Raw genomic sequence first — 21,267 nt, 5'->3', positions numbered from 1 at the left:
CGTCAACTGCAAGTTCATTGAACAGGGTGATATCGAAGGCTGCAAACGGCTGTTGGCAGGACAGGCACTTTTAACGCCCCCCTTTCGAAGGGGAAGGTTAGGATGGGGTTTGGTCCTGAGAAGGTATTGCCCCTTTCCTTCCTAGAGTATTTGATCCAATACAAAGTGCTGACTCCCTACCTGCATTAGAAAATATTATCCAACTTTGTCATTTCTAAAATTAACCAGTCACTCAAATTACCTATGGAGGTGGATCATGGTGACTATGAACAAACAGAGACGACATTTAGGCCAAAAGAAGCCATTTCAACTCGAGGATATCTTGCGATATCCAGGCACACCTTGAGATAGAGGACAATCTTATAACGGGCGCTTTTAAATCTCGCGATTGACAGCAAACTCACAAGGACAGTTGGTAATGAATAAATTCAACCTGAGTTGTCAGAGGCATGTTTACGCCCTGACGTTGGGCGCACTGTGCGCCCTCTCTACCACAGCTGCCGCCATGGCCATAGGACAACCCATGTCATCCTATGCCCATAACACCTCACTCCTACTTCTGCAGGCAAAGATACGCAGAATTAGCTGGGTCAAACAATTAAGAAGTTAGCTTATGTGTCTAACCAATGGGGTCCATTTCTGTTTTATAAGAGGAGATATTAAATGGGAAATAATGCAACGGCCGAAGCTGTGGGTTACGGGATCACAGCGTATACAGGAGCTACAGCGGGCTGGGTAGGCGCCTTAACTAAACTCGCAGGAACAGCTGTTCCATATGGCACACCTATTACAATCGCACTCGGGGCTGCGAATGGAGCTCTTGGAGGTGCTTCGCGTGAAGCTACATGGGAAGATATTGCTAGTAATGCAGCAATCGGTTCCGCAGCAAGTGTTCTCGCTGGTGTTGTAGGTAGTGCTGTGCCAGCTGGAGCCTTGGTTGTCGGAGCAGTACCTGTTGGAAGCTTGGTTGTCGGTGCCATCGCAGCTATGGCTTTCACAGCCGCGGCAACTTATGCTTATGATAACCGGGATAAAATTGCAGATTTCGGAGAAACTGTTGCTCAGACTTTGGCGGCTGGTATGGAGGCTACTGCTGATAGGCTGGCTGCGTTGGGTAATCAAGCTTATGAGAGTATTGGGGAAGCGGCCCGATCCTTTGGTGATCACTTGTCAGATGCCTTGGGGGCTATGGGAGAAGTTGCTCAAGAATTTTACGATTTTTATTTTGGTGAAGAAGGCGTCTTCAGTCCGAATGGACCAATCTTTGGCGATGGCGGATTGGTTGATCAGATCTCGGACTACGTTGAAAGCTTGGGCGATGAAATTGCTTCTTGGTTTGAGCCGGATGGTATTTTTTATTCAGCGCCGATTGATCCGCTTGTCCTTGATTTGAGTGGTGATGGTATCACGATTACGGACATCAGCGACAGCAATGCTTATTTTGACCTTGATCAGGACGGTTTTGCTGAACAAACAGCCTGGATTTCCAGTTCAGACGGGTTTCTGGCGCATGATGCCAATGGCAACGGGAGCATTGACGATATTACCGAGCTGTTTGGCGATGCCAACCAAAGCGGTTTTGAGGTATTAGCCGAGCATGACACGAATGATGATGGCGTTATCAATGCGTCAGACGCTATTTATGACGAGCTGCTTGTCTGGCAAGACCTCAACCGCAATGGGGTCACTGACGAAGGTGAGCTGACAACATTGACTGAGCGAGGGATTACCGAGATCAGGCTGGAAGCCGAGGCGGTAGACAAATCTGTTGGTGAAAGCCGAATTACAGAAGAGGGCACGTTTGTTCAAAATGGCGAGACTAAAACTGTTGCCGATGTCTGGTTCGAAAACAGTCAGGTCAACACGATTTCTGTCAACGAAGACGACGGCAATTACTCAAGCGACATCATGAAACTGCCGAACCTTAAGGGTTACGGCAATATTGTCAGCCTTCATGCGGCAATGTCTGCTGATGAGGCTTTACATATGCGAGTGTCCAGTCTTATCTCAAATGCCAAGGATTACAACTACGTTGATCTTGTCGAAGAGATTGAGGGCATCCTGTTGGACTGGGCTGGTGTTAACCCGAGTAATGTTCGGGACTGGGGAGAAAATGTTGACGCTCACAACATAGCATTTTTGGAAGCTATTCACGGTGAAGATTATACCCAGACGGATGGTGAAGCTCCGGATTTCCGTACAGGAAATATGCTGGGGAATTACTACGACAAGATCATCAATTCGCTCTCGTTGAAGTTCATCGCCCAAATCCAGACATCCTACCTATTAACCGAGACGGGAATTTCTGGAAGCGATACTGCCGCTGTTCCGGAATTCACCTATTTCTATTACAGCCCATCAGGCGACAGTATTACTGGAACGGTTGATACCGTTGTCGAACAGGTTTTGTCTTCAGTTTCCGTTATGGATGATGCAGGCCAGATTTCCCAGAAATTTATTGATCTTGGGCTTATAGCCAACAGCCTTTCATCGGAATTCGGGTCGAGTGTAGTTTCGCGTGTCGTTGAGCTTCTTGAGAGCAATGGAACCTCGCAGAACTATGTTTCGCTTTTTGAGCATATTGCGTCCAACGGAACGACATTATCTGCTGTGATTGATGGCTCTGATCTTGCCGATACGCTCAATGGAGCTAGAAACGATGACATCCTTATCGGCGGTCATGGCGATGACGTGATGAACGGTGCAGGTGGCAACGACACCTATATCTATTCTCGCGGTGATGGCGATGATGTGATCACGGAAAACAGCTGGAATGGGTCAGGTGACAAGCTTCAGTTTACGGACATTAATGCCTCGGACGTAAGCCTTGTTCGCGACGGTACCAGCGTGACGCTTGTGATTGCGGAAAGCTCTGCAGGGGCAGGTGATGGTAGCTCGATTGTTCTGAGTTACAGCCTTGATGGGAAGTGGGACAGCGGTATAGAGAGCATTGTCTTTGCCGATGGCACGGTTTGGAACCGTGGCGATCTTCAGACAATGGTTATTGCTCATTCCCAGACAGACGGCGACGACACGATTGAGGGCTTCCGTGGTTCTGACATGATCACAGGCGGCCTCGGCGATGACGTGATGAACGGTGCAGGTGGCAACGACACCTATATCTATTCTCGCGGTGATGGCGATGATGTGATCACGGAAAACAGCTGGAATGGGTCAGGTGACAAGCTTCAGTTTACGGACATTAATGCCTCGGACGTAAGCCTTGTTCGCGACGGTACCAGCGTGACGCTTGTGATTGCGGAAAGCTCTGCAGGGGCAGGTGATGGTAGCTCGATTGTTCTGAGTTACAGCCTTGATGGGAAGTGGGACAGCGGTATAGAGAGCATTGTCTTTGCCGATGGCACGGTTTGGAACCGTGGCGATCTTCAGACAATGGTTATTGCTCATTCCCAGACAGACGGCGACGACACGATTGAGGGCTTCCGTGGTTCTGACATGATCACAGGCGGCCTCGGCGATGACGTGATGAACGGTGCAGGTGGTAACGACACCTATGTCTATTCTCGCGGTGATGGCGATGATGTGATCACGGAAAACAACTGGAATGGGTCAGGTGACAAGCTTCAGTTTACGGACATAAATGCCTCGGACGTGAGCCTTACACGTGATGGTAAGGATTTGATTATCGTCATTGCCGAGAGTACAGCGGGCGCAGGTGACAGCGGTTCGATCTTCCTGAGAAATAGTCTCGACGGGAAGTGGGGCAGCGGCGTTGAGAGCATCGAGTTTGCAAACGGGACTGTCTGGACCAAGGCTGATTTCATTCAGAACCTCGCAGATAATCTGGATGGCGAGGAGTTGCCTTTTGTTACTGTTCGCGGCACGGATGGCGCGGATACTCTCGATGGCTCCTCAAATGCCGACGGGTTCCTAGGCGGTGCTGGGAATGACACGATCAATGGGGGGCGTGGTTCCGACACCTATCATTATGGTCTTGGTGATGGCAGTGACTTTGTTGATGACCAGCATAGTTCAACAACGGACGTTGACCGTTTTGAGTTTCAGGATCTGAACGCGTCTGATGTTGAACTGAGCCATTCAGGTCATGACCTAATCATCAAAGTACTGTCTGACGGCTCCCGTATCACGTTTGACGATCAGTTCTACTCCTCGACGGCCTATTACGGCATTGAACAGCTGGCATTTGCGGATGGGACCGTCTGGGATCGGACAGAAATCCAGACCTATGCGGATGAGAATTTTGTATAAGGGAAGCGTGAGCTGAACATAAGCAAAATTGGCTCCTCTGGTCTCTGCGATCAGGGGAGTTTTCTGTGTCCGGCACGAGCAATATCGGGCACCCATCCATTGTTCTTCAAATATCCCCGGAGGTGACATCCCCCCCACGCCTGAAAGTTCCCTCTAACCGAGATTCCGCAGCTAATTTAGGAATAAACTGCTTCATATAGCCTACCCAGTAGTTTGAGCTGATGCAGCGTCGTAGTAGATAAGAGAGTTTGTTTGTAGTGGGATAGTTAACATGTACAGCTGCTCGCTGTACTTAGACTAATCCGAAAAAGTCAGAATCGTCAGAGGTTCGTAACTCGGAAATGTCCATAATCGTGTTAGGCCGATCTGTTCTGGTACGTTTATGTCCAAACTCGTATCAGCCAGTCTTTTCTGTCTAAAACCAGTGTTGGTGTTATTCGCACAACGAACCAAAGTTAGAGAATCTTGTAATTTTACTACTACCTAAAAAGGCATCTCTGATTTTTTGCAAACTTCTACTTCATTTATTTGCAACCTTATGCTGCAAAACACAATTTAACTTGTTGATATTTAATAATCTAATCTGAAGACTTAGTCTGCAAGCATCATCTGCGATAGCGCAGTCGCCCGACAGCGAAAACAAAAAGACCACCCTCTCGGTGGTCTTTTTGTTTTTTGGCCCTAGCAAGCCGACAGTTGCATCGGACGTAAATTCGGTGACACCAACAAAGTCGCTTCGGTGGCAGCCTGCACCTCTTCAATGGAAAATTCTGGCGCAAACTCAGTAAGAACCATGCCGCTCTCATTGATTTCAAACACGCCTGTAACCCTCCCACAGGCATTTCTGAATTCGAAACCAGCTTCCAGGCGTTTGGTAAATCCGCACTGATCTGGCTGATGCGCTCCAGATCCTGCGGGTTCAGATGCACCGTGACTTTCTCCGATTTTCCCGGAAGGGCTTCGAGGGTTTCATCTACCAGTGTCAGGATTTGCTGTGGCATCATTTTCATCATGAAGGCGCAGCATTTCGATCAGGGTGGCACGCTCTGCACCACGGAAACCTGTGCGATGCAGCGTTCAATCACGTCATTCATCACCTGATGGTCGATATCCTGCAAACGAGCTTGAGCCTATGGCGCTTAGATCAGTTTCTTTCGAACATGGATAACCAGCGCTTCTGCCAATATCACCACGGCGAAGATACTGAAAAGCACCATGGAGACCTTCTGCCATTCAAACAGGTTTTGTGCATCGTTCAGCACTACACCTATCCCACCAGCCCCCACAAGACCAAGCACTGCAGACTCGCGGACATTGATATCCCAACGGAACAGAACAATGGAGTAGAACGCTGGCATGACTTGCGGCCAATAGCCCTTTAACAGAATGCTCATCCAAGATGCGCCTGTGGCTCTCAGCGCTTCAATTGTGCCCATGTTCACTTCTGCAATCGCTTCAGCGAGAAGCTTGCCGACAAAGCCAACGCTTCGCACAGCAATAGCCATGATTCCCGCCAATACACCGGGTCCAAATAGCGCGATGAAAAGCAGTGCCCAAACCAGAGAATTCACCGAGCGGGATGACACCAAAAAGAACTGGGCAACCCAGTTAAGCGTTTTGCTCGGGGTAATATTTGGTGCATTCAGTAGCGCCAATGGAATCGCAAACACCAACGTAAACAAGGTGCCCAAAGTGGCGATATGCAGGGTTTCAATTAGCGCTGCATGAATGGTTTCCGGATAGAAGCCGTAATCCATCGGTACCATGCGGCTGAACATGTCTGAAAACTGCGCCGGTGCGTCATACAGGAACTCCGGGATCACCTCGACCGTCTGCCAGGACCATACAATGGCTGATACAAAGCAGAGGTATACAGCAAAACGGGCGAGTCGCTCATTGAACGTGAAACGTTGCCACTCTTTATCGATAGAAGCCGTCGTCATTAGAAAATTCTCCTTACGATGTTCGACAGGAATTCACCAACGAGTATCAGGACGATAATGGTGATCAGGATGGCTGCCACAAAGTCGTAGTCAAAACGCTGGAAAGCCGAGAAAAGTGTACCGCCCAGGCCACCAGCCCCCACGATGCCAACCATGGTTGAGTTACGAAGATTGGAGTCCAATTGATAACTCGCAAAGCCGATAAAGCGGGTAAATACCTGCGGCATCACAGCAAACAGGATAACGCTGATAAAATTGGCACCTGTCGCCCTAATCGCCTCAACCTGCTTAAATGAGATTTCCTCAATCGCTTCCGCAAACAGCTTTGCGATAAAGCCGATGGACGCAAAAACCAGGGTTAAAATCCCCGCCAGAGCACCAAAGCCCACCGCTTTTACGAACAGGATGGCAATGATCACCGGGTGGAAAGAGCGACATAGAGCAATGAAGCCACGCACAGGAGTAGAAACAATGGATGGCATCATGTTTCTTGCCGCTAACAAGCCAAGAAACAATGAAATCAAGATGCCAAAAAAGCTCGAGATAATGGCGATTTGAAGGCTTTCTGCCAGTCCACTCAATAACAAGCTGGAGCGGGAAAAATCAGGGGGAAACATACGAGAAAGTAACCTCTCGCTCTCCCCAAACCCCACTATCAAACGCTCAACACTAAGGTTCAAACTGGAAAAGCTATAAAACAGGTACGCAATGATGCCGAGAATACAAACTCTGTTTACCCAAGAGCTCTTAAACGGATTCTCAACATCAACGGAGGGGTTTAGTCCAGCCATGACTCACCTCCATAAATCACTTTTAGATCCTCTTCGCTGATCCCTTCAGGGCTGCCATCGTAGTGCACTTTCCCGTTACACATACCAATGACACGTTTGGCAAAACGTTTAGCGAGATTCACATCGTGGATGTTAACCAGAACAGGGATTTGTTTTTCTTTGGCAAAGGTTTCCATCAGCTCCATGATCTCAACCGCAGTCTTTGGATCAAGGGAGGAGGTCGGTTCATCAGCCAGCAAGATATAAGGGTCTTGCATCACAGCGCGTGCAATACCGACACGCTGCCTTTGACCACCAGATAGGCTGTCTGCGCGCTGATTGGCGAAATCTTGTAAACCCACGAATTCCAACAATTCGAAGGCTTTCTTTAGATCTTCCTTGGCATAGTTACGACGCCAAGCATTCCATGACGACATGTAGCCCAAGCGTCCACTCAATACGTTTTCTATGACTGTTAGGCGCTCAACCAAGTTGTATTCCTGGAACACCATGCCGATATGGCGACGTTGTTTTCGCAGCGCTTGTCCTTTGAGTTTTGTCAGGTCCTCACCCTCAAACAAAATCTCACCGCTGGTTGGGTCGTTAAGGCGATTAATACAACGGAGCAACGTACTTTTTCCGGTACCAGAAGGGCCGATAATAGCGATGATTCCCGGCTCATCAATATCAATATCAATGCCTTTGAGGATTGGCTTTCCTGCCACGTATTGATGAAAAAGGTTTTTAATTTTTATTCCGTCATAACTTGCTACGGCCATACTCATATTCCTTGTTGCCCTTATTTTTGGGTGCACGATGCCCTACCCGTGAGGGCACCATGCTTTTTAGATTGAATTAACGAATTATTGCGTTGTGGCTTGCTTGGCTAGTTCAGCCGCTTTCTTCTTGGCGCGTTTCGCGGCGTCTTTTTCCGCCAACTTCTTCAAGCCAGCCTTGGTGTAAGCGGTACCCGTTGCGTGCGCAATATTACGGATCACAGACCAATCTTCTTTGTAGGTAATCGGCGAGAAGCGGTCTGCACCTTTAAACGCATCGCTCATTTCCTGCGTGAATCGATAGCTGAAGAAGGCTTCATTGATCTTCTCTACCAACTCAGGTTTCAGGTTATGCGCATAGCCAAAAGCAGAGGTTGGGAAACGCGGGCTACGATAGATAATTTCCAGTTCGGAGTCATCAACACGACCTGCTGCAACCATGCGGTCGTAGACATCAGAAGCCACTGGTGCAGCATCATAGTCGCCATTGAACACGCCAAGGATGGATTGGTCATGCTTACCGGAGTACAGCACTTTGTAGTCTTCGTCCGGAACCAAGCCTTGTGCTGGAAATAGCGCTCGCGGTGCCAGATTGCCAGAATTTGACGAGGCAGAAGTGTGAGCGACTTTCTTCCCTTTGAGGTCTGCCATTTCTTTTATACCGCTGTCTTTGCGGACAATAGTGACCAGGTTGTAACCCTGAAAGCCAGACTCATCACCTTTAACCGCGATTGGAACGTAACCTGCCAGATTCACGGCGTAGCCGGTTGGACCCGTTGAAAAGCCAGCCACGTGCAGGCGGCCAGAACGCATAGCTTCAACCTGAGCTGAGTTTGAGTGGACGGTGTAGTAGATAACTTTCTTACCGGTGATCTTACTGAGGTGAGCCTGAAAATCGGCGAATGCATCTTTGTAGAGTGCGGGATCTTCAACTGGGGTATAAGTGAAAACCAACGTACTTGGGTCTATCCATTCTGAAGCGTCTTTTGGTGAGTCTGCAACCAAGTCCTGATTTTCATCACAGTATCTTTCATCCAAAACACCGCGATGGGAACACTCATTTGCCATAGCAACAGATGGCAGAAGCAATGAGCCAGCGATTAACAATCCTTTTACACTGTCTTTCATAATAGAACCTTATATTCACGTTATTGTTGATGTGCAGCTTCCCTATAGCAGAAGGCATGCCAACAATATTTTTATTATTTTTCAGATATTTAAAATTATGGCGAAATTCCCCGATTTCACTTCGGTCATTCCTGTCCAGTTTTAAAAGGTACAGAGAGTGGTTTGGGTCATTCCTGTCCAAAACGCTTAAAAGCGAAAAAAGGAGCCACATGGCTCCTTTGATTTAAAGTGCTTAGCCGTCCCTGCTGGGTTTAAAATTCTCTTTATCCAACTGATGCTTTTTCATTTTCCGATAAAGGGTTTTTCTTGGCAGATTTAAGCGAACGGACACTTCGTTGATGTTACCCGAGGTTTCAATCAAGGCCTCAGTCAATACGTTACGCTCGTACTGTTCCATCTGCTGTTCAAACGCGAATGCCTCCGTTCCCTGAGTTAGGGGGGAGTGTAAATCAAAGCCTTCTCCAACAATGCCAAGTACAAACCGATCCGCCACGTTACGAAGTTCCCTGACATTTCCCGGCCAATCGTGACGACACAGCTGTTGGATTTGCTCTGCGTAAAGCGTCGAAGGACGCGTTTTATATTTTTGGCTGGCTTGAACGACGAAATGACGGAACAGCGACTGGATATCTTCCTTTCTTTCCCTGAGTGGTAGCAAATTGAGGCTGGCTATGTTGAGCCTGTAGAAAAGGTCTGATCGGAACTCGCCCCGTTGGCTGAGCTCAGAGAGATCTGCTTTGCTCGCCGCAAGTACGACAATATCGACGGGGATCAGCTCATTGCCGCCTACCCTTTCAATGACACGCTCTTGAATCACCCTAAGCAGTTTGATTTGAACGGATATCGGCATGCTTTCGATTTCATCCAGAAAAAGCGTACCGCCATTGGCTTGTTCAATTTTACCAATGCGCTTTTTATTGGCGCTGGTAAAAGACCCCGCCTCATGTCCAAATAGCTCACTCTCAATGATGCTCTCTGTCATCCCGCCACAGTTAATCGCGACGAACGCTTTGTCTTTGCGGGCAGAATACTGATGCAATGCCCGCGCAATCACTTCTTTCCCTGTGCCGGTTTCCCCGTTGATGATGGTATCGACGCCTGTGCGCGCCAGAGCTAACACCTGATTTCTTATCATTTCCATGTGCGCCGAGGAGCCAATCACCCGGCTTTCGATAGGCAAGGCTTGTGCTGATGTAAGATCTGGAGATTGCTCTACATGAGAAGCTGCAAGGCTCAACTTTTCAACCAGCTCATCGCTTTGCAACGGCTTCTCGATAAAATCAAAAGCTCCCAGCTTCATAGCTTCGATAGCCATCGGAATATCGCCATGGCCACTCATCAGGATCACTTTGCATCTTGGCGCCCTGTGTTGAATAGCGTCCAGCATGGAGAGACCATCCAACTCAGGCATCCGCACATCACAAAGAACGACATGAGCAGCGTCCGGCGTGAGTAACTTCAATGCAACCTTGGGGTCAGTAAATCCTGAAACCGTAAATCCCTCTAATTCCAACATTTCACTGACTGCTTCGACGACATCAATCTCATCGTCAATCAGCGTGATGCGTTTTTCCATCATCTCTTTAGCCTTGTTCAAGATGTACTACAAATTCACTGCCTTGCCCGGGCTGCGAATAAACCCTGATAGAACCGCCAAAATCTTTAATGATATTGAATGCAATAGACAGCCCTAACCCTAAACCTTTACCAACATCTTTTCTTGTGTAGAACGGGTCAAAAATATGAGGAATATCTTCGCTGGGTATTCCCTTGCCATTGTCTTTGACCTTGATACTCACGCCTTCTTCATCACAGTTCACCGACATCACAATCAGCGGGTTCTCTGTGTTCTCGACAGCATCGACAGCGTTGCTGAGCAAATTGACCAAGACCTGCTCCAAACGAATAGGATTGGCAATCACACTCTGGGTCTGGTCAAGGTGACAATCCAATGCAATCGGCACATCCCGGCTGACGAACAACGCGATGGCATCATTGATAACTGGCATGACTTCAACGGGGGAAATTTTGCCATCACTCTTTCTGGAGAAGGCTTTCAAATGATGCGTTAACGCAGCAACTTTGCTCAGCAACATTTCAATTTTTAAAAGGTTCTGCAACGCCTTGTCTGTGCGTTCTTGCTCCAGCCATTTTTGAGCGCTGCGCGTATGACTGCTAATAGCAGTCAATGGTTGGTTGATTTCGTGGGTAATACCAACACTCAGTTGTCCCAGTGCGGCAAGCTTACCCGCCTGAACCAACTCATTTTGTGTCACCCTTAATCTTTCTTCCGCCAACCGTCGCTCTTCGACTTCGGCCTCCAACTTTTTGTTGGTGCGCTTTACCACTTTTGCTGTGGCCTGAAACACTTTCAGAGACTTGGCCATTTGCGTAATTTCATCCTGGCCTCTCAACGCAATTTCTGTATCCAGATGGCCAGTTGAAATCGCAAACATTTCATCGCGTAGGTGCAGCAGTCTCTCCAAAATGTTTTTACGCACGTAGAACCAAGCAATACCCGCAGCGGCAATCAGACTGATGACAGAAAGCGTAAGGGAGAAGTTCCGGTTTGACGCCAAGGACTGCTGGACCTGAGCAATGGATTGATCAATTTCCAGATTCACATTTGAGGTATTGCGCTCAATTTGAATAGATAGTTGGTGCAAGTATTCACGGCTGTTTTCAAGCAAAAACGCTTGCTGATAATGATGCTCAAGCGCCTGGTTTTTCAACCTGACTAAATGACTGGAACGGGACGCCAACGTGTAAATCACGGAGAGCTTTTCATCCAGTGCTGGAAGTGATTTTGCCAGCCCACTCGCTTGCCACAGATCGAACCACTCCTCTCCAAGCTGTTCCAAACGAATCGTGGTGTAATCCAGCTCATTGAAGCTGCCGTCGTTGAACAGCTTCTCCACCAGCCCAAGCTGATAAAAGAGTAGCGCCTTCAATTGACCATACTGGAGTTTCGACTTATCCGACGCCGGAAGCTTATCGAGCTCATCAATGACCTGTTGAAGCAGTGGATAAAAACCTTCAAGCAAATTCCTCAATTCAGCATTCAGCTTTCGGGAATCTTCCGCACTTTGATAAAGCAAGCTCAAGCTATTGTTTACCTGCATCATCAGGTCTTTGAAATAGGCGTGATACTCTGGGAAATGCACCAGTATTTGGTTCATTTCCTGAATACTGTTGTCCACCCTGGTCATGGTGTTTCTTCTTTCGAGGTTTGATTCGGCATCGGCCAATTGAGAGGCGTCACTGATCACCAGACGCACCATGTCGTTCAATCTGGCGGCATGCTCAAGCGCGACAATATCTTTCTCTTTGAGCTCAACCAACGCCGACTCAAGTTTGTCGTAAGTCACCGAACTAAAAAGTGCGAGTAGCAATGTCGCCATCGACAACATAGCGAGCGCAAGCCCAAGGCGAACCTCGATCCCCCGCCACTTGAACCTGCCTTTGCGAGTTTCTTGCGTTTTAAGTTCCTCTAAAGAGGTGCCTTTTGCATTTACAACCATAGGCGTTAAAAGAGCGTCCCTGAATGACCACCCACTCCATTCACTAACTGATGAAGTGATTACTAACAACTATATAACACATCACTGTACCCCATTGAAAACGCGCTATTCTGAAGACCTCCTCGTCGCCAAGCCTCTCATTCAATTTAACTTTTGCTAATAAAAGGTCGCCTATACCCTTTTGGCAAACACAATGCATAAATACACCGACAGACTCTTTAGGTAGGGAAACTTTGACAAATCTAAACGTTCACCAGTTGATGCTTTAAAGGCTCACTGTGTTGATTGAACAGCACGTCGACACGGAAGACGACATGCTGATCCTCGACGCCTTTCGCCAGAACGATCTTAAACATGTGTGCCAGGCCATCCGCGATGTCAAAACCGAGGATGTTTTCTATCAGCACGTGACACTGCGCTTCGGTAGCCGCGGTGAACAAAGTGTCTACCGCTTTGAGCTATCCGAAGGCATGCGTTTTGCACTCGACCTTTACAGCCTTTATCTCACGCTCCGTCAAAGTCGTTTTCAGTGAGCAGGGGAGAACCCGAAGCCTGATAAGCAGTTAACCAAGGAGCTTAGAATGGCTTTATCAATGCACACTAACTATGCGTCGCTTCTTACTCAAAATACTCTGAACAACACGAGCAACCTTCTGAACAATGCGATGGAGCGTCTTAGCACTGGTTACCGCGTCAACTCAGCAGCTGACGATGCAGCAGGCCTGCAAATCGCAAACCGCCTGGACAGCCAGACCCGCGGCATGAACGTGGCAATGAGAACTAACAGGGACACACACTTTAAGAAAGCAACCAAAGACCCGTGTCCCCTCAACGTGGTGAACACGATACCCAGTCGCAAGTGTTGAAAATCTAACCTTAGTTCTCAGTCTGGGTGGCGCTCGTTACGATTTACCCAGATTTCAAGCAACAAAAACATCAGGCTTAGGCCTGATTGACAGAAAATAGCAGAATAAAGAGGGATCAACTGTCAGGCAGGCGCAGACCCGATGCCCTTTGACGCTGAAGAAGCGGCAAGGCTGCTTTGATGGACGTTTCGGAACCCACCATATTTCCAACCTCTATGTTTGACGCCGTTTTTAACCACAAAGCTGGTTCAATGCCAAGGCGCTCCAGCAATGGCGGTAGCGTATCAGAAATATGGCCTCTTTTATCATCACGCACTTGCCTGCCCGTCCAGTCAACCAACTCCAGATAATCGATTAAACGAAAGGGAATGCCGTCAGGCATGTCTTTTCGCGGGTACTGAGATAGCGCAGTCGCCTAACCGCGAAGATAACAAGACCACCCTCTCGGTGGTCTTTTTGTTTTCTTGGCCCTAGCAAGCCGACAGTTGCATCGGGCGTAAATTCGGCGACACCAACAGTGTCGCTTCGGTGGCAGCCTGCACCTCTTCAATGGAAAATTCTGGCGCAAGCTCAGTCAGAACCATGCCGCTCTCATTGATTTCAAACACGCCCATTTCCGTCACAATCAAATTCACCTGATTGGCAGCAGTCAGAGGCAATGAGCACTGTTTCAGCAGTTTCGGCTGACCTTTCACCGTGTGCTCCATGGCAACAATCACCTTCTTCGCACCGACAACCAAATCCATTGCACCGCCCATACCGGGCACCATTTTCCCTGGGATAATCCAGTTGGCGAGATTCCCGCGCTCATCCACTTGTAGCGCACCCAGCACCGTCGCATCAACATGACCACCACGGATAATGGCAAACGAGTCCGCACTGTTGAAGTAACAGGCACCGTCGACAGCGGTAATATGCTGGCCGCCTGCATTGACCAAATCGGCATCTTTGGTGGTTTCACAAGCAAGTTGATCGATACCGAGCAGTCCGTTCTCAGCTTGAAGCAACAACTCGACGTCTTTGTCGACATGGTTCGCCACCAACGTTGGCAGGCCAATGCCAAGGTTCACAATATCGCCGTCTTTCATCTCACGGGCAACGCGCCATGCAATGCGGTGGCGGACGGTGTCTTTATCCAGTTGCGCTGTCATTGGTTGTCCTCCACTGAGCTCTGATCGACAAAGATGTGATCAACAAAAATACTTGGCGTGTGAACCGCTTCTGGCTCAATATCACCGAGCTCAACAAGCTGCTCGGGCTCCACAATCACCGTCTCTGCTGCAGTGGCCATTAAAGGGTTAAAGTTCTGGGTCGTTTTGCTGTAAAAGACGTTACCACGACGATCCACTTTCGAACCCCGGATCAGTGCCAAATCCGCTTTCAGCGGCGTTTCCAACAGGTAGGCTTTGCCATCGACTTCAATCACCCGCTTGTTCTCCGCCACAATGGTGCCAAGACCAATTGGCGTGAGCACACCGCCCAAACCCGCACCGCCGCTTCGAATACGTTCTGCCAGCGTACCTTGGGGAACCAGCTCGACTTCTAGCGTGCCATCGTTCATTTGCTTGCCCGTTTCCGGGTTGGTGCCGATGTGAGAGGCATACAGCTTCTTCACCCGCTTCTCAGCAATAAGGCGGCTTGAACCTCGACCGGGAGAACCAGTGTCTGTGGTGATCAAAGTGATATCCTTGATGTCTTTTTTGATCAGAAGATCAATCAGACGCTCTGGAGCACCTGTTGCCATAAAGCCTCCAATCATAATGGTCATGCCATCGTGCAAAAGGCTTTCTATCTGTTGTGCGGTCGCGGCTTTTTTCATGCTCTATCACCTCAGCAACGTTTCAGGATTAACGCGGTGCCCATACCGCCACCGATACACAAGGAGGCAAGACCATAGTCTTTCTCGGTACGTTGCAGTTGGTAAACCAGCGTCGTCACGATCCGGTTGCCAGACGCGCCAATGGGATGACCAAGCGCTATCGCCCCGCCACTGAGGTTGCTGCGATCAAGCAGCCAGTTTTCATCGACATGGTGTGCTTCTGACAACCCCTGAATCACGCCCAATGCTTGTGCAGCAAAGGCTTCGTTCAGTTCGAATACGTCCATGTCCTCGATGGTCATTTTGGCTTTCTTCAAGGTATTAGCGACTGCAGAGACTGGGCCCAGTCCCATGATTTCAGGGGCAAGCGCACCTTGGCCGTATTCCACCAGCTCTGCCAGAGGCGTGAGATTGTGTTGCTTCACCGCACTTTCTGATGCCAGCAGGATAGCCGAAGCGCCATCGTTGATACCGGACGCGTTACCTGCTGTGACGCTGCCTTGTTTATCGAACGCGGGACGAAGTGCCTGCAAGCCTTCTAAGGTGGCATTGGCTTTTGGGTATTCGTCGTCTTTCACTTCAAACTGGCGTTTGCGCTCAGTGACAGTGACTGGGGAAATTTCTGCCGCAAAGTGACCTTTTTCGATGGCATTCACGGCTTTCTGTTGGCTATGTAGGGCGAATTCATCCTGCGCTTCACGGCTGATATTGCATTGGGTCGCTATGTTTTCAGCCGTCACGCCCATGTGATAGTGATGGAAGGCATCGGTCAAACCGTCTTTGATGATGCTATCTTCCTGCATTTGATGACCCATACGAACGCCACGGCGGATTTGCCCCGACGTTACGTAAGCGGCATTGGACATGCTTTCCATGCCGCAGGTCAGCACGAGTTTCGCGTCACCTGCACGGATATGGCTGGCACCGTCCATAATCGCTTTCATACCGCTGCCGCAAATCATGTTGAGGGTGTATGCAGGAACCATATCTGGCACGCCCGCCTTGATAGCGGCTTGTCGACCCGGCCCCATGCCAACGCCAGCTGTCAGCACGTTACCGACGATCACTTCGTCGATGTGCTTAGGTTCAATACCCGCTTGCTCGACCACCGCTTTCATCGCGTGCGCGCCGAGATCAACGCCTGATAATGACGCCAAAGAACCGTTAAAGCTGCCGATTGGCGTGCGCTTTGCCGCCACAATAAAGATGCGTTCCATACCGCCCGTACTCCCATGTCCACTGTTTGGTTTTCAGTGTATGGGAGAGGCGAAAGTGGCGATATAGGCAGAAATTCAAAGCAGCTTTGCGAAAATGCAAAGCAAAAGAATATACCCAAACAACCTGAAGATGCAGGATTCAGCGAGATTGACTGGCGTTGTGATCGCGGCGTTCCTTTGCCGGTGTAGTCATCTCCATCAAAAAGGAACAACAAAGAGCACGGCGTCAGTCAACTCGCCCGAAGGGAGGCCATCAATGCGCCCACTTCTTCGTTAAACTCCACGGAAATAGAATGACTATTCCTCGCGAAATTTGCCTCGAATTGAACGCATTGATGACCTCTGAATGCGCGCAGCTTCAGGTCGTTTGGGTATAATATCAGCAGGGGTTTTCCAGCAGAAAGTCCTTGAACTTGCTGGCAACGGGAGAGGCAACCCCAGAAGGGTGATAATAGAGATTAAGACTCCAGGTACTGGTTTCAAAGTCTTGCATCAGCGGGACAAGCGCGCCATTTTCAATCGCAGATTCAGTCACAAACTGCGGCAGATAAGCCACGCCAGCCCCTTGAGTCACGCCACGGAGCAACAGGTCGCTGTCGTTCACTTCAATGGTTTTCGGCACTTTCATGACGATGGTTTCCAGACCTTTTAGGAAAATCCATTCGTTACTGCCTGTGAGTGTGGTCGCCACCAGACAGGCATGATCCTGCAAATCTTCCGGTTGCGTCGGTAAGCCCTGCTTTTCTGTGTAGTTGGGAGAAGCAACGACCACAAAGGGGGAAGCCAACAGCTCTCGTTTGACCAGCATAAGATCCTTTTCTCTATAACCCTGAAACCGCGCGTTAGCACTGATCATCAAATCGCTCGTGCTGGCGTGGTCGAGCGCCCAAGGCGTGACATTAATATTGAAGGTCACTTTCGGGTTGAGTCTGGAATACTCGGTGATTTTATCCATCAGGTAATGATTGGCGTAAACTGGCGTACAGGCGATGTTGATGTGGCCTTTTTCATGATCCTGAAAGCCTTCCAGCTTACGGCTGATACGCTCGGCTCGGTCGACAATGGGCGAGAACTCTTCATAAAGCGTCTGGCCAGCCGGGGTTGCTTCTAAAAGGCGGTTGGAACGATGGCAAAGTGTCGTGCCGAAGTGCTGCTCTAACTCCTGAAGCCAGCGACTGCCTGCCGACACTGAAACGTTAAAATGGCGCGCTGCAGAGGAAATCGACCCAGTGCGGATCACATAGATAAAGAACGCCATTTTATCGAGCATGGAATCTCTCCGAAGCTGAGCCAGAACATGTGCTAAATCTCTTTGTAAAATATTCGGTTAACTTTTGCACGTGCGCCAACGGCAGTTTTTGGATTTGTTCTCAACACAACAAGCAGATACAACAAAGCCCAGCATCCTGCTGGGCTTTAAAGACAGTGTGAAGTTTAAGCGTGTTTTACTGATTTATTACCAGTATACGCGTGCACCGATTGCGTAGAATGCTTCACTGTCAGCGGAAGAGCCAGGTGCAACTGCCCAATCGTTCTTGTTGTTGGTGAAACCCGCAGTTTTACCATCTGCCAGCGCTACTTCACCGTACACACGGAAGAACGAGTTGAACTTGTGTACTGCTCCCAAGTAAGCGTTGGTCGCGTCACCACTTTCATCAATTGATTCTTGGGTGAACTTAGCATCGTACTCGCTCACTTCGTAACCACCATATACTGATGATTTTTCAGAAAGTGCGTAGCTCAGCGCCAGTGCATAGCCTTGGCGATCAAGTTTCAGATCGCTCACGTCGCTCTCAATCTCACTTTGAGCATACTGAACACCTACATTCAGATCTCCAAAGGAGCGCTCTACCCAGATAGAGGTGTATAGATCTTCCAGTGAACCAGCTTGCAGTTCGTAATCTACGTTGTCAGTAACTTTGCCGTTCGCGTCTTTTTCATACACTTTGAAAGAAGCATGCTCTTGTTCTGCAAGAGAAACACCAGCAGTCACATCAAAACCAGCAACGTTCACACGACCGAAAAGTTCAAATACTTCAGCGTTGGCTTTATCTTCTGGCAGGGCGTAGCTTGCATCGATGTAGATAGCATCGTTTTCGAAAATGTAACGAACAGCGCTATCGTGCTTACCACCTGAGATAGTACCCTCAGGAATGTGAGAACCACCGTAGAAGTAAGAGTTATCAACGCCCCACAGGTCATCAGCTGTCAGGTACTGTTTGCCCAGAATGACTTTACCGAAGTCACCAGAGAAACCGAAGTTACCCAGACGATTTTCCAACGCATCTTTGTCGTAGCTGATGCTGTATTCCAGTTTTGCAAATACGTCTACGTCGTCAGTCACTGAGTACTGTGCATTAACACCTGCACGTGAACTACCATCGTTCAGCGTCAGCTCTTTTTCTGGTGCTTTAGCCAGAGTGGCGCGAAGCTGACCGTAAACCTCTACCGAACCAGCGTCGCCGCTGTATGCTTCAAATGCGTTTACGTTGCCTGCTGCAAGTACTGCCGGGATTGCTACTGCTAAAAGTGTCTTTTTCATAGAATACGTTCCTGTATTTCTTATAAATTCCATTTGCAAAATGCTGCGAGATGAAAATTAACATTCTGAAAACACAGAGTTCAACGCTACAAAAATTAACAAAATAAGCTATTGACAGTTACATTGACTAAAAATCGCCCAGTTATTTATTCTTAATAAAATTCCTTATTATTTGAATACACAGTCACAAAAGTGAAACAAAACCACATTTAGTGAGGTTAATCATTCATCTTTGATTCAACAAAACCCCAGTAATAACAATCCATTAACCGCTCAATAATTAACCAATATCCACCCAGAAAACAAAAATGTGATTTGCGACACACTTCTCGATATGAGCAAATTATCATTAGTCGTTTCATCCTATTTCTTCGCGCCATGGCGAAAATTGCGTGCAACACGCCGCCTTTGATGTTGACACGGCAAATATCACAAGCCCGATTAATTGATGCTTTGAATGCTTTATTAGTGGTAAAGGCTACTTCAGCCCTAATGCACGAAGACGTTTATAGATAGTGTTTCGGCTCACGCCGGAAAGCTCAGCGATGCGGGTAATATTCCCATCTGTTGCGGAATAAAGTTCTGGTAGGGTGTCTCTCCAGCCAAGCGTTTGGAGAAGAGGCGCTTCATTTTGATAAGTATTGGACGCTTCCTGAGATGTTGGCTGCGCTTTCAGATCAAAGAAAAAGTCATCGGGAAGATGGTGGGTATGGATCATATTACCGTCGGACAACGCCAGTGCGACACGCAGGGTGTTAAACAACTGCCGAATGTTACCCGGCCAAGGGTGCTGTTCGAATAGGTTTAATACCTCATTGCTAACGGGGGGTTGATTGTCCTCTGTCAGTTCAATCAACAAGCGTTCAACCAAGGCTTTGACATCATTTCTTTCGGCCAGAGATGGAAGAAACAACGTCAGCCCATTTATCCGGTAATACAAGTCATCGCGAAACTGTTTTTTGGATACGGCTTCACGCAAGGGCTGGTGGGTCGCACTGATCACGCGAAAATCAACAGGGTAGCTGTCCGTGCTTCCTAATGGCGTCACCGCTTTTTCCTGCAGTACACGCAACAGTCTTGCCTGCACATGGAGCGGCATGTCCCCAATTTCATCGAGCAGCAAGGTGCCGCCATCAGCTTGCCTGATATAACCCATGCTGCCTTTGTTATTGGCACCGGTAAACGCCCCTTTCACATAACCAAAAAGCTCTGACTCCACCAGCTCAGTGGGAATGGCGGCGCAGTTCACCGCTACAAACTTCTTATCCGCGCGGTCGGAAGATGCATGCACCGCTTTAGCAAATACTTCCTTGCCAGCGCCTGTTTCTCCCTGAATGACCAATGGAATGTCGCTGTTGACCACACTGGCAGCCTGCTTGATCGCTTTCTGCATTTTCAGATCGCCAAGATCCAAGTCGGAAAGTCGGCGCTCACCAGATACGGCTTCAACAGGCTTTGAATCATTCTTTATTTTGACTGAAGACAAAGGCGATTGCGGTGCACGGATCATATTGGTGAGGGGGCGTTTGAGCGTACCAAACAAGCGATAGTTTGAAATACCGAGGAATGAAAGCGTTTGGTTTTCTGGGTGCGCTGATAATTTTAGCGTGGTGATCCCAGTCACCATTTCGATGTTCAACCCTTTCAACACATGACCGACTAACAAATCTGCCCGTCGGTTGGCGGCCACTATCTCACCTGCATCATTGAAAACCAGCAATCCCGCCCACTGGCTGGTGTGGTTATCCTCGCTGTTATTGAACACCAAGGTGTAATAGTGCTGGCGATACGTCGCCATGATGAGCTGGTTTTCAACCGACTGCGTCATCACTTTCACCATGCCATTCACATGGGAAGTAGGTAGATAAGCATCAGAGGAGATATTCAATACGCCGACAAGCTCACGTTCACTGTTAAAGATGGGTGCAGCAGAAGCAGTCATATAGCGATTCGCGATCAGATAGTGCTCATCCCGCCCGACGACAACGGATTCACCTGTCTGCAATGCCGTGCCCACAGCATTGGTACCATTAAACCGCTCAAGCCAACTCGTCCCCTGCTCGAAGAGGTGCCCTTCCATTTGGTTAATAAAGCCAGGACGCCCCCAACGGCTAAGCAAGTTTCCGCTGCTGTCAGCCAGTAAAACCAAGCTGTTGCTGTTTACCAGAATATTTTCATAGTAAGGCAGCACCTGTTCTTGTGTTGTCACTATCAGGTCTTTGGATTTGCCTTGTGCATCCTCCCAATCCCCTTTGTTCAAACGAATGATTGCTGGCGCGCTCTTTGGGTTAAGCCCAAATGAGCGGCACCGTTTCCAAGACGCCTGTATAACCTCATCGTGAGAGTGAGCCAGATCGCTCATTTGACCACCAATCCATGCGCGTTCGAACAACAATAAGACTGTCAAGCATTGTTCACATTTTGTTAACAGTCAACATAAATGTTCACACTTCTT

General features: G+C 48.6%; 13 protein-coding genes and 5 pseudogenes. 3 read left to right on the top strand and 15 right to left on the bottom strand.

Features of this window, described 5'->3' with window-relative positions; all coding sequences use genetic code 11:
• Nucleotides 1-663 precede the first annotated feature (663 nt).
• The gene (locus tag QL223_RS09655) at nt 664-4,230 is read left to right on the top strand and encodes a calcium-binding protein (RefSeq protein WP_281544595.1); all 3,567 of its coding nucleotides are present in this window, start codon (nt 664-666) and stop codon (nt 4,228-4,230) included.
• Nucleotides 4,231-4,911: 681 nt separating this feature from the next.
• Here the strand turns inward: QL223_RS09655 and QL223_RS09650 are convergent.
• The 8 genes and pseudogenes from QL223_RS09650 to QL223_RS09615 all read right to left on the bottom strand — a co-directional run.
• Nucleotides 4,912-5,052 (bottom strand): annotated as a pseudogene (locus tag QL223_RS09650) (succinyl-CoA--3-ketoacid-CoA transferase); the annotation flags it as partial.
• A 5-nt stretch (nt 5,053-5,057) separates the two neighbouring features.
• Nucleotides 5,058-5,234, bottom strand: a pseudogene (locus QL223_RS09645) (FliH/SctL family protein); the annotation flags it as partial.
• A gap of 135 nt (nt 5,235-5,369) precedes the next feature.
• A complete protein-coding gene (phnE, locus tag QL223_RS09640) occupies nt 5,370-6,173 on the bottom strand; it encodes a phosphonate ABC transporter, permease protein PhnE (protein WP_002536781.1) in 804 nt (267 codons plus the stop codon).
• Nucleotides 6,173-6,964, bottom strand: a complete 792-nt coding sequence (gene phnE / locus QL223_RS09635) for a phosphonate ABC transporter, permease protein PhnE (RefSeq protein WP_281544594.1) — start codon at nt 6,962-6,964, stop codon at nt 6,173-6,175. The genes phnE (QL223_RS09640) and phnE (QL223_RS09635) overlap by 1 nt, the downstream gene beginning before the upstream one ends.
• Nucleotides 6,952-7,722 (bottom strand): phosphonate ABC transporter ATP-binding protein, encoded by a 771-nt coding sequence (gene phnC / locus QL223_RS09630; RefSeq protein ID WP_002536779.1) that lies wholly within the window; start codon nt 7,720-7,722, stop codon nt 6,952-6,954. The genes phnE (QL223_RS09635) and phnC overlap by 13 nt, the downstream gene beginning before the upstream one ends.
• Nucleotides 7,723-7,806: 84 nt before the next feature.
• Nucleotides 7,807-8,847 (bottom strand): phosphate/phosphite/phosphonate ABC transporter substrate-binding protein, encoded by a 1,041-nt coding sequence (phnD, locus tag QL223_RS09625; RefSeq protein ID WP_002536778.1) that lies wholly within the window; start codon nt 8,845-8,847, stop codon nt 7,807-7,809.
• Between the two features lie 232 nt (nt 8,848-9,079).
• Complete coding sequence (locus tag QL223_RS09620) at nt 9,080-10,426, bottom strand: sigma-54 dependent transcriptional regulator (RefSeq protein ID WP_039849641.1); 1,347 nt, start codon at nt 10,424-10,426, stop codon at nt 9,080-9,082.
• 4 nt (nt 10,427-10,430) lie between these two features.
• Entirely contained in the window at nt 10,431-12,368 is a 1,938-nt protein-coding gene (locus tag QL223_RS09615) for an ATP-binding protein (RefSeq protein ID WP_002536776.1), read from the bottom strand.
• Nucleotides 12,369-12,682: 314 nt separating this feature from the next.
• On the opposite strand from QL223_RS09615, the pseudogene QL223_RS09610 reads away from it, so the two are divergent.
• Together QL223_RS09610 and QL223_RS09605 are read left to right on the top strand one after the other, a co-directional pair.
• A pseudogene (locus QL223_RS09610) lies at nt 12,683-12,898 on the top strand (diguanylate phosphodiesterase); the annotation flags it as partial.
• 51 nt (nt 12,899-12,949) lie between these two features.
• Nucleotides 12,950-13,147, top strand: a pseudogene (locus tag QL223_RS09605) (Lateral flagellin); the annotation flags it as partial.
• Nucleotides 13,148-13,349: 202 nt separating this feature from the next.
• Here QL223_RS09605 and QL223_RS09600 read toward each other — a convergent pair.
• The 7 genes and pseudogenes from QL223_RS09600 to QL223_RS09570 form a co-directional block, all read right to left on the bottom strand.
• Nucleotides 13,350-13,628 (bottom strand): annotated as a pseudogene (locus QL223_RS09600) (Mobile element protein); the annotation flags it as partial.
• A 76-nt stretch (nt 13,629-13,704) separates the two neighbouring features.
• Complete coding sequence (locus QL223_RS09595; RefSeq protein WP_002536766.1) at nt 13,705-14,385, bottom strand: 3-oxoacid CoA-transferase subunit B; 681 nt, start codon at nt 14,383-14,385, stop codon at nt 13,705-13,707.
• The gene (locus tag QL223_RS09590) at nt 14,382-15,053 is read right to left on the bottom strand and encodes a CoA transferase subunit A (protein WP_281544593.1); all 672 of its coding nucleotides are present in this window, start codon (nt 15,051-15,053) and stop codon (nt 14,382-14,384) included. The genes QL223_RS09595 and QL223_RS09590 overlap by 4 nt, the downstream gene beginning before the upstream one ends.
• Before the next feature lie 11 nt (nt 15,054-15,064).
• Nucleotides 15,065-16,270, bottom strand: a complete 1,206-nt coding sequence (locus QL223_RS09585; RefSeq protein ID WP_281544592.1) for an acetyl-CoA C-acetyltransferase — start codon at nt 16,268-16,270, stop codon at nt 15,065-15,067.
• Between the two features lie 379 nt (nt 16,271-16,649).
• Nucleotides 16,650-17,540: a LysR family transcriptional regulator gene (locus QL223_RS09580; RefSeq protein ID WP_281544591.1), complete on the bottom strand. Its 891-nt coding sequence runs from the start codon at nt 17,538-17,540 to the stop codon at nt 16,650-16,652.
• Nucleotides 17,541-17,726: 186 nt separating this feature from the next.
• On the bottom strand, nt 17,727-18,812 hold the full coding sequence (locus QL223_RS09575) for a porin (protein WP_002536757.1): 1,086 nt from the start codon (nt 18,810-18,812) through the stop codon (nt 17,727-17,729).
• Between the two features lie 478 nt (nt 18,813-19,290).
• Complete coding sequence (locus QL223_RS09570) at nt 19,291-21,219, bottom strand: sigma-54-dependent Fis family transcriptional regulator (protein WP_281544590.1); 1,929 nt, start codon at nt 21,217-21,219, stop codon at nt 19,291-19,293.
• Between the last annotated feature and the right edge of the window lie 48 nt (nt 21,220-21,267).

It is taken from the genome of Grimontia sp. SpTr1 (genome assembly GCF_947387585.1).
Classification (GTDB): domain Bacteria; phylum Pseudomonadota; class Gammaproteobacteria; order Enterobacterales; family Vibrionaceae; genus Enterovibrio; species Enterovibrio indicus.
This window is presented reverse-complemented; position numbering and strand designations above follow the sequence as displayed.

What these genes read in the sequence shown, in the direction of transcription:
- QL223_RS09655 (WP_281544595.1), top strand. Translation starts at nt 664, where the DNA reads ATGGGAAATAATGCAACGGCCGAAGCTGTGGGTTACGGGATCACAGCG.
- phnE (WP_002536781.1), bottom strand. Translation starts at nt 6,173, where the DNA reads ATGACGACGGCTTCTATCGATAAAGAGTGGCAACGTTTCACGTTCAAT.
- phnE (WP_281544594.1), bottom strand. Translation starts at nt 6,964, where the DNA reads ATGGCTGGACTAAACCCCTCCGTTGATGTTGAGAATCCGTTTAAGAGC.
- phnC (WP_002536779.1), bottom strand. Translation starts at nt 7,722, where the DNA reads ATGGCCGTAGCAAGTTATGACGGAATAAAAATTAAAAACCTTTTTCAT.
- phnD (WP_002536778.1), bottom strand. Translation starts at nt 8,847, where the DNA reads ATGAAAGACAGTGTAAAAGGATTGTTAATCGCTGGCTCATTGCTTCTG.
- QL223_RS09620 (WP_039849641.1), bottom strand. Translation starts at nt 10,426, where the DNA reads ATGATGGAAAAACGCATCACGCTGATTGACGATGAGATTGATGTCGTC.
- QL223_RS09615 (WP_002536776.1), bottom strand. Translation starts at nt 12,368, where the DNA reads ATGGTTGTAAATGCAAAAGGCACCTCTTTAGAGGAACTTAAAACGCAA.
- QL223_RS09595 (WP_002536766.1), bottom strand. Translation starts at nt 14,385, where the DNA reads ATGACAGCGCAACTGGATAAAGACACCGTCCGCCACCGCATTGCATGG.
- QL223_RS09590 (WP_281544593.1), bottom strand. Translation starts at nt 15,053, where the DNA reads ATGAAAAAAGCCGCGACCGCACAACAGATAGAAAGCCTTTTGCACGAT.
- QL223_RS09585 (WP_281544592.1), bottom strand. Translation starts at nt 16,270, where the DNA reads ATGGAACGCATCTTTATTGTGGCGGCAAAGCGCACGCCAATCGGCAGC.
- QL223_RS09580 (WP_281544591.1), bottom strand. Translation starts at nt 17,540, where the DNA reads ATGCTCGATAAAATGGCGTTCTTTATCTATGTGATCCGCACTGGGTCG.
- QL223_RS09575 (WP_002536757.1), bottom strand. Translation starts at nt 18,812, where the DNA reads ATGAAAAAGACACTTTTAGCAGTAGCAATCCCGGCAGTACTTGCAGCA.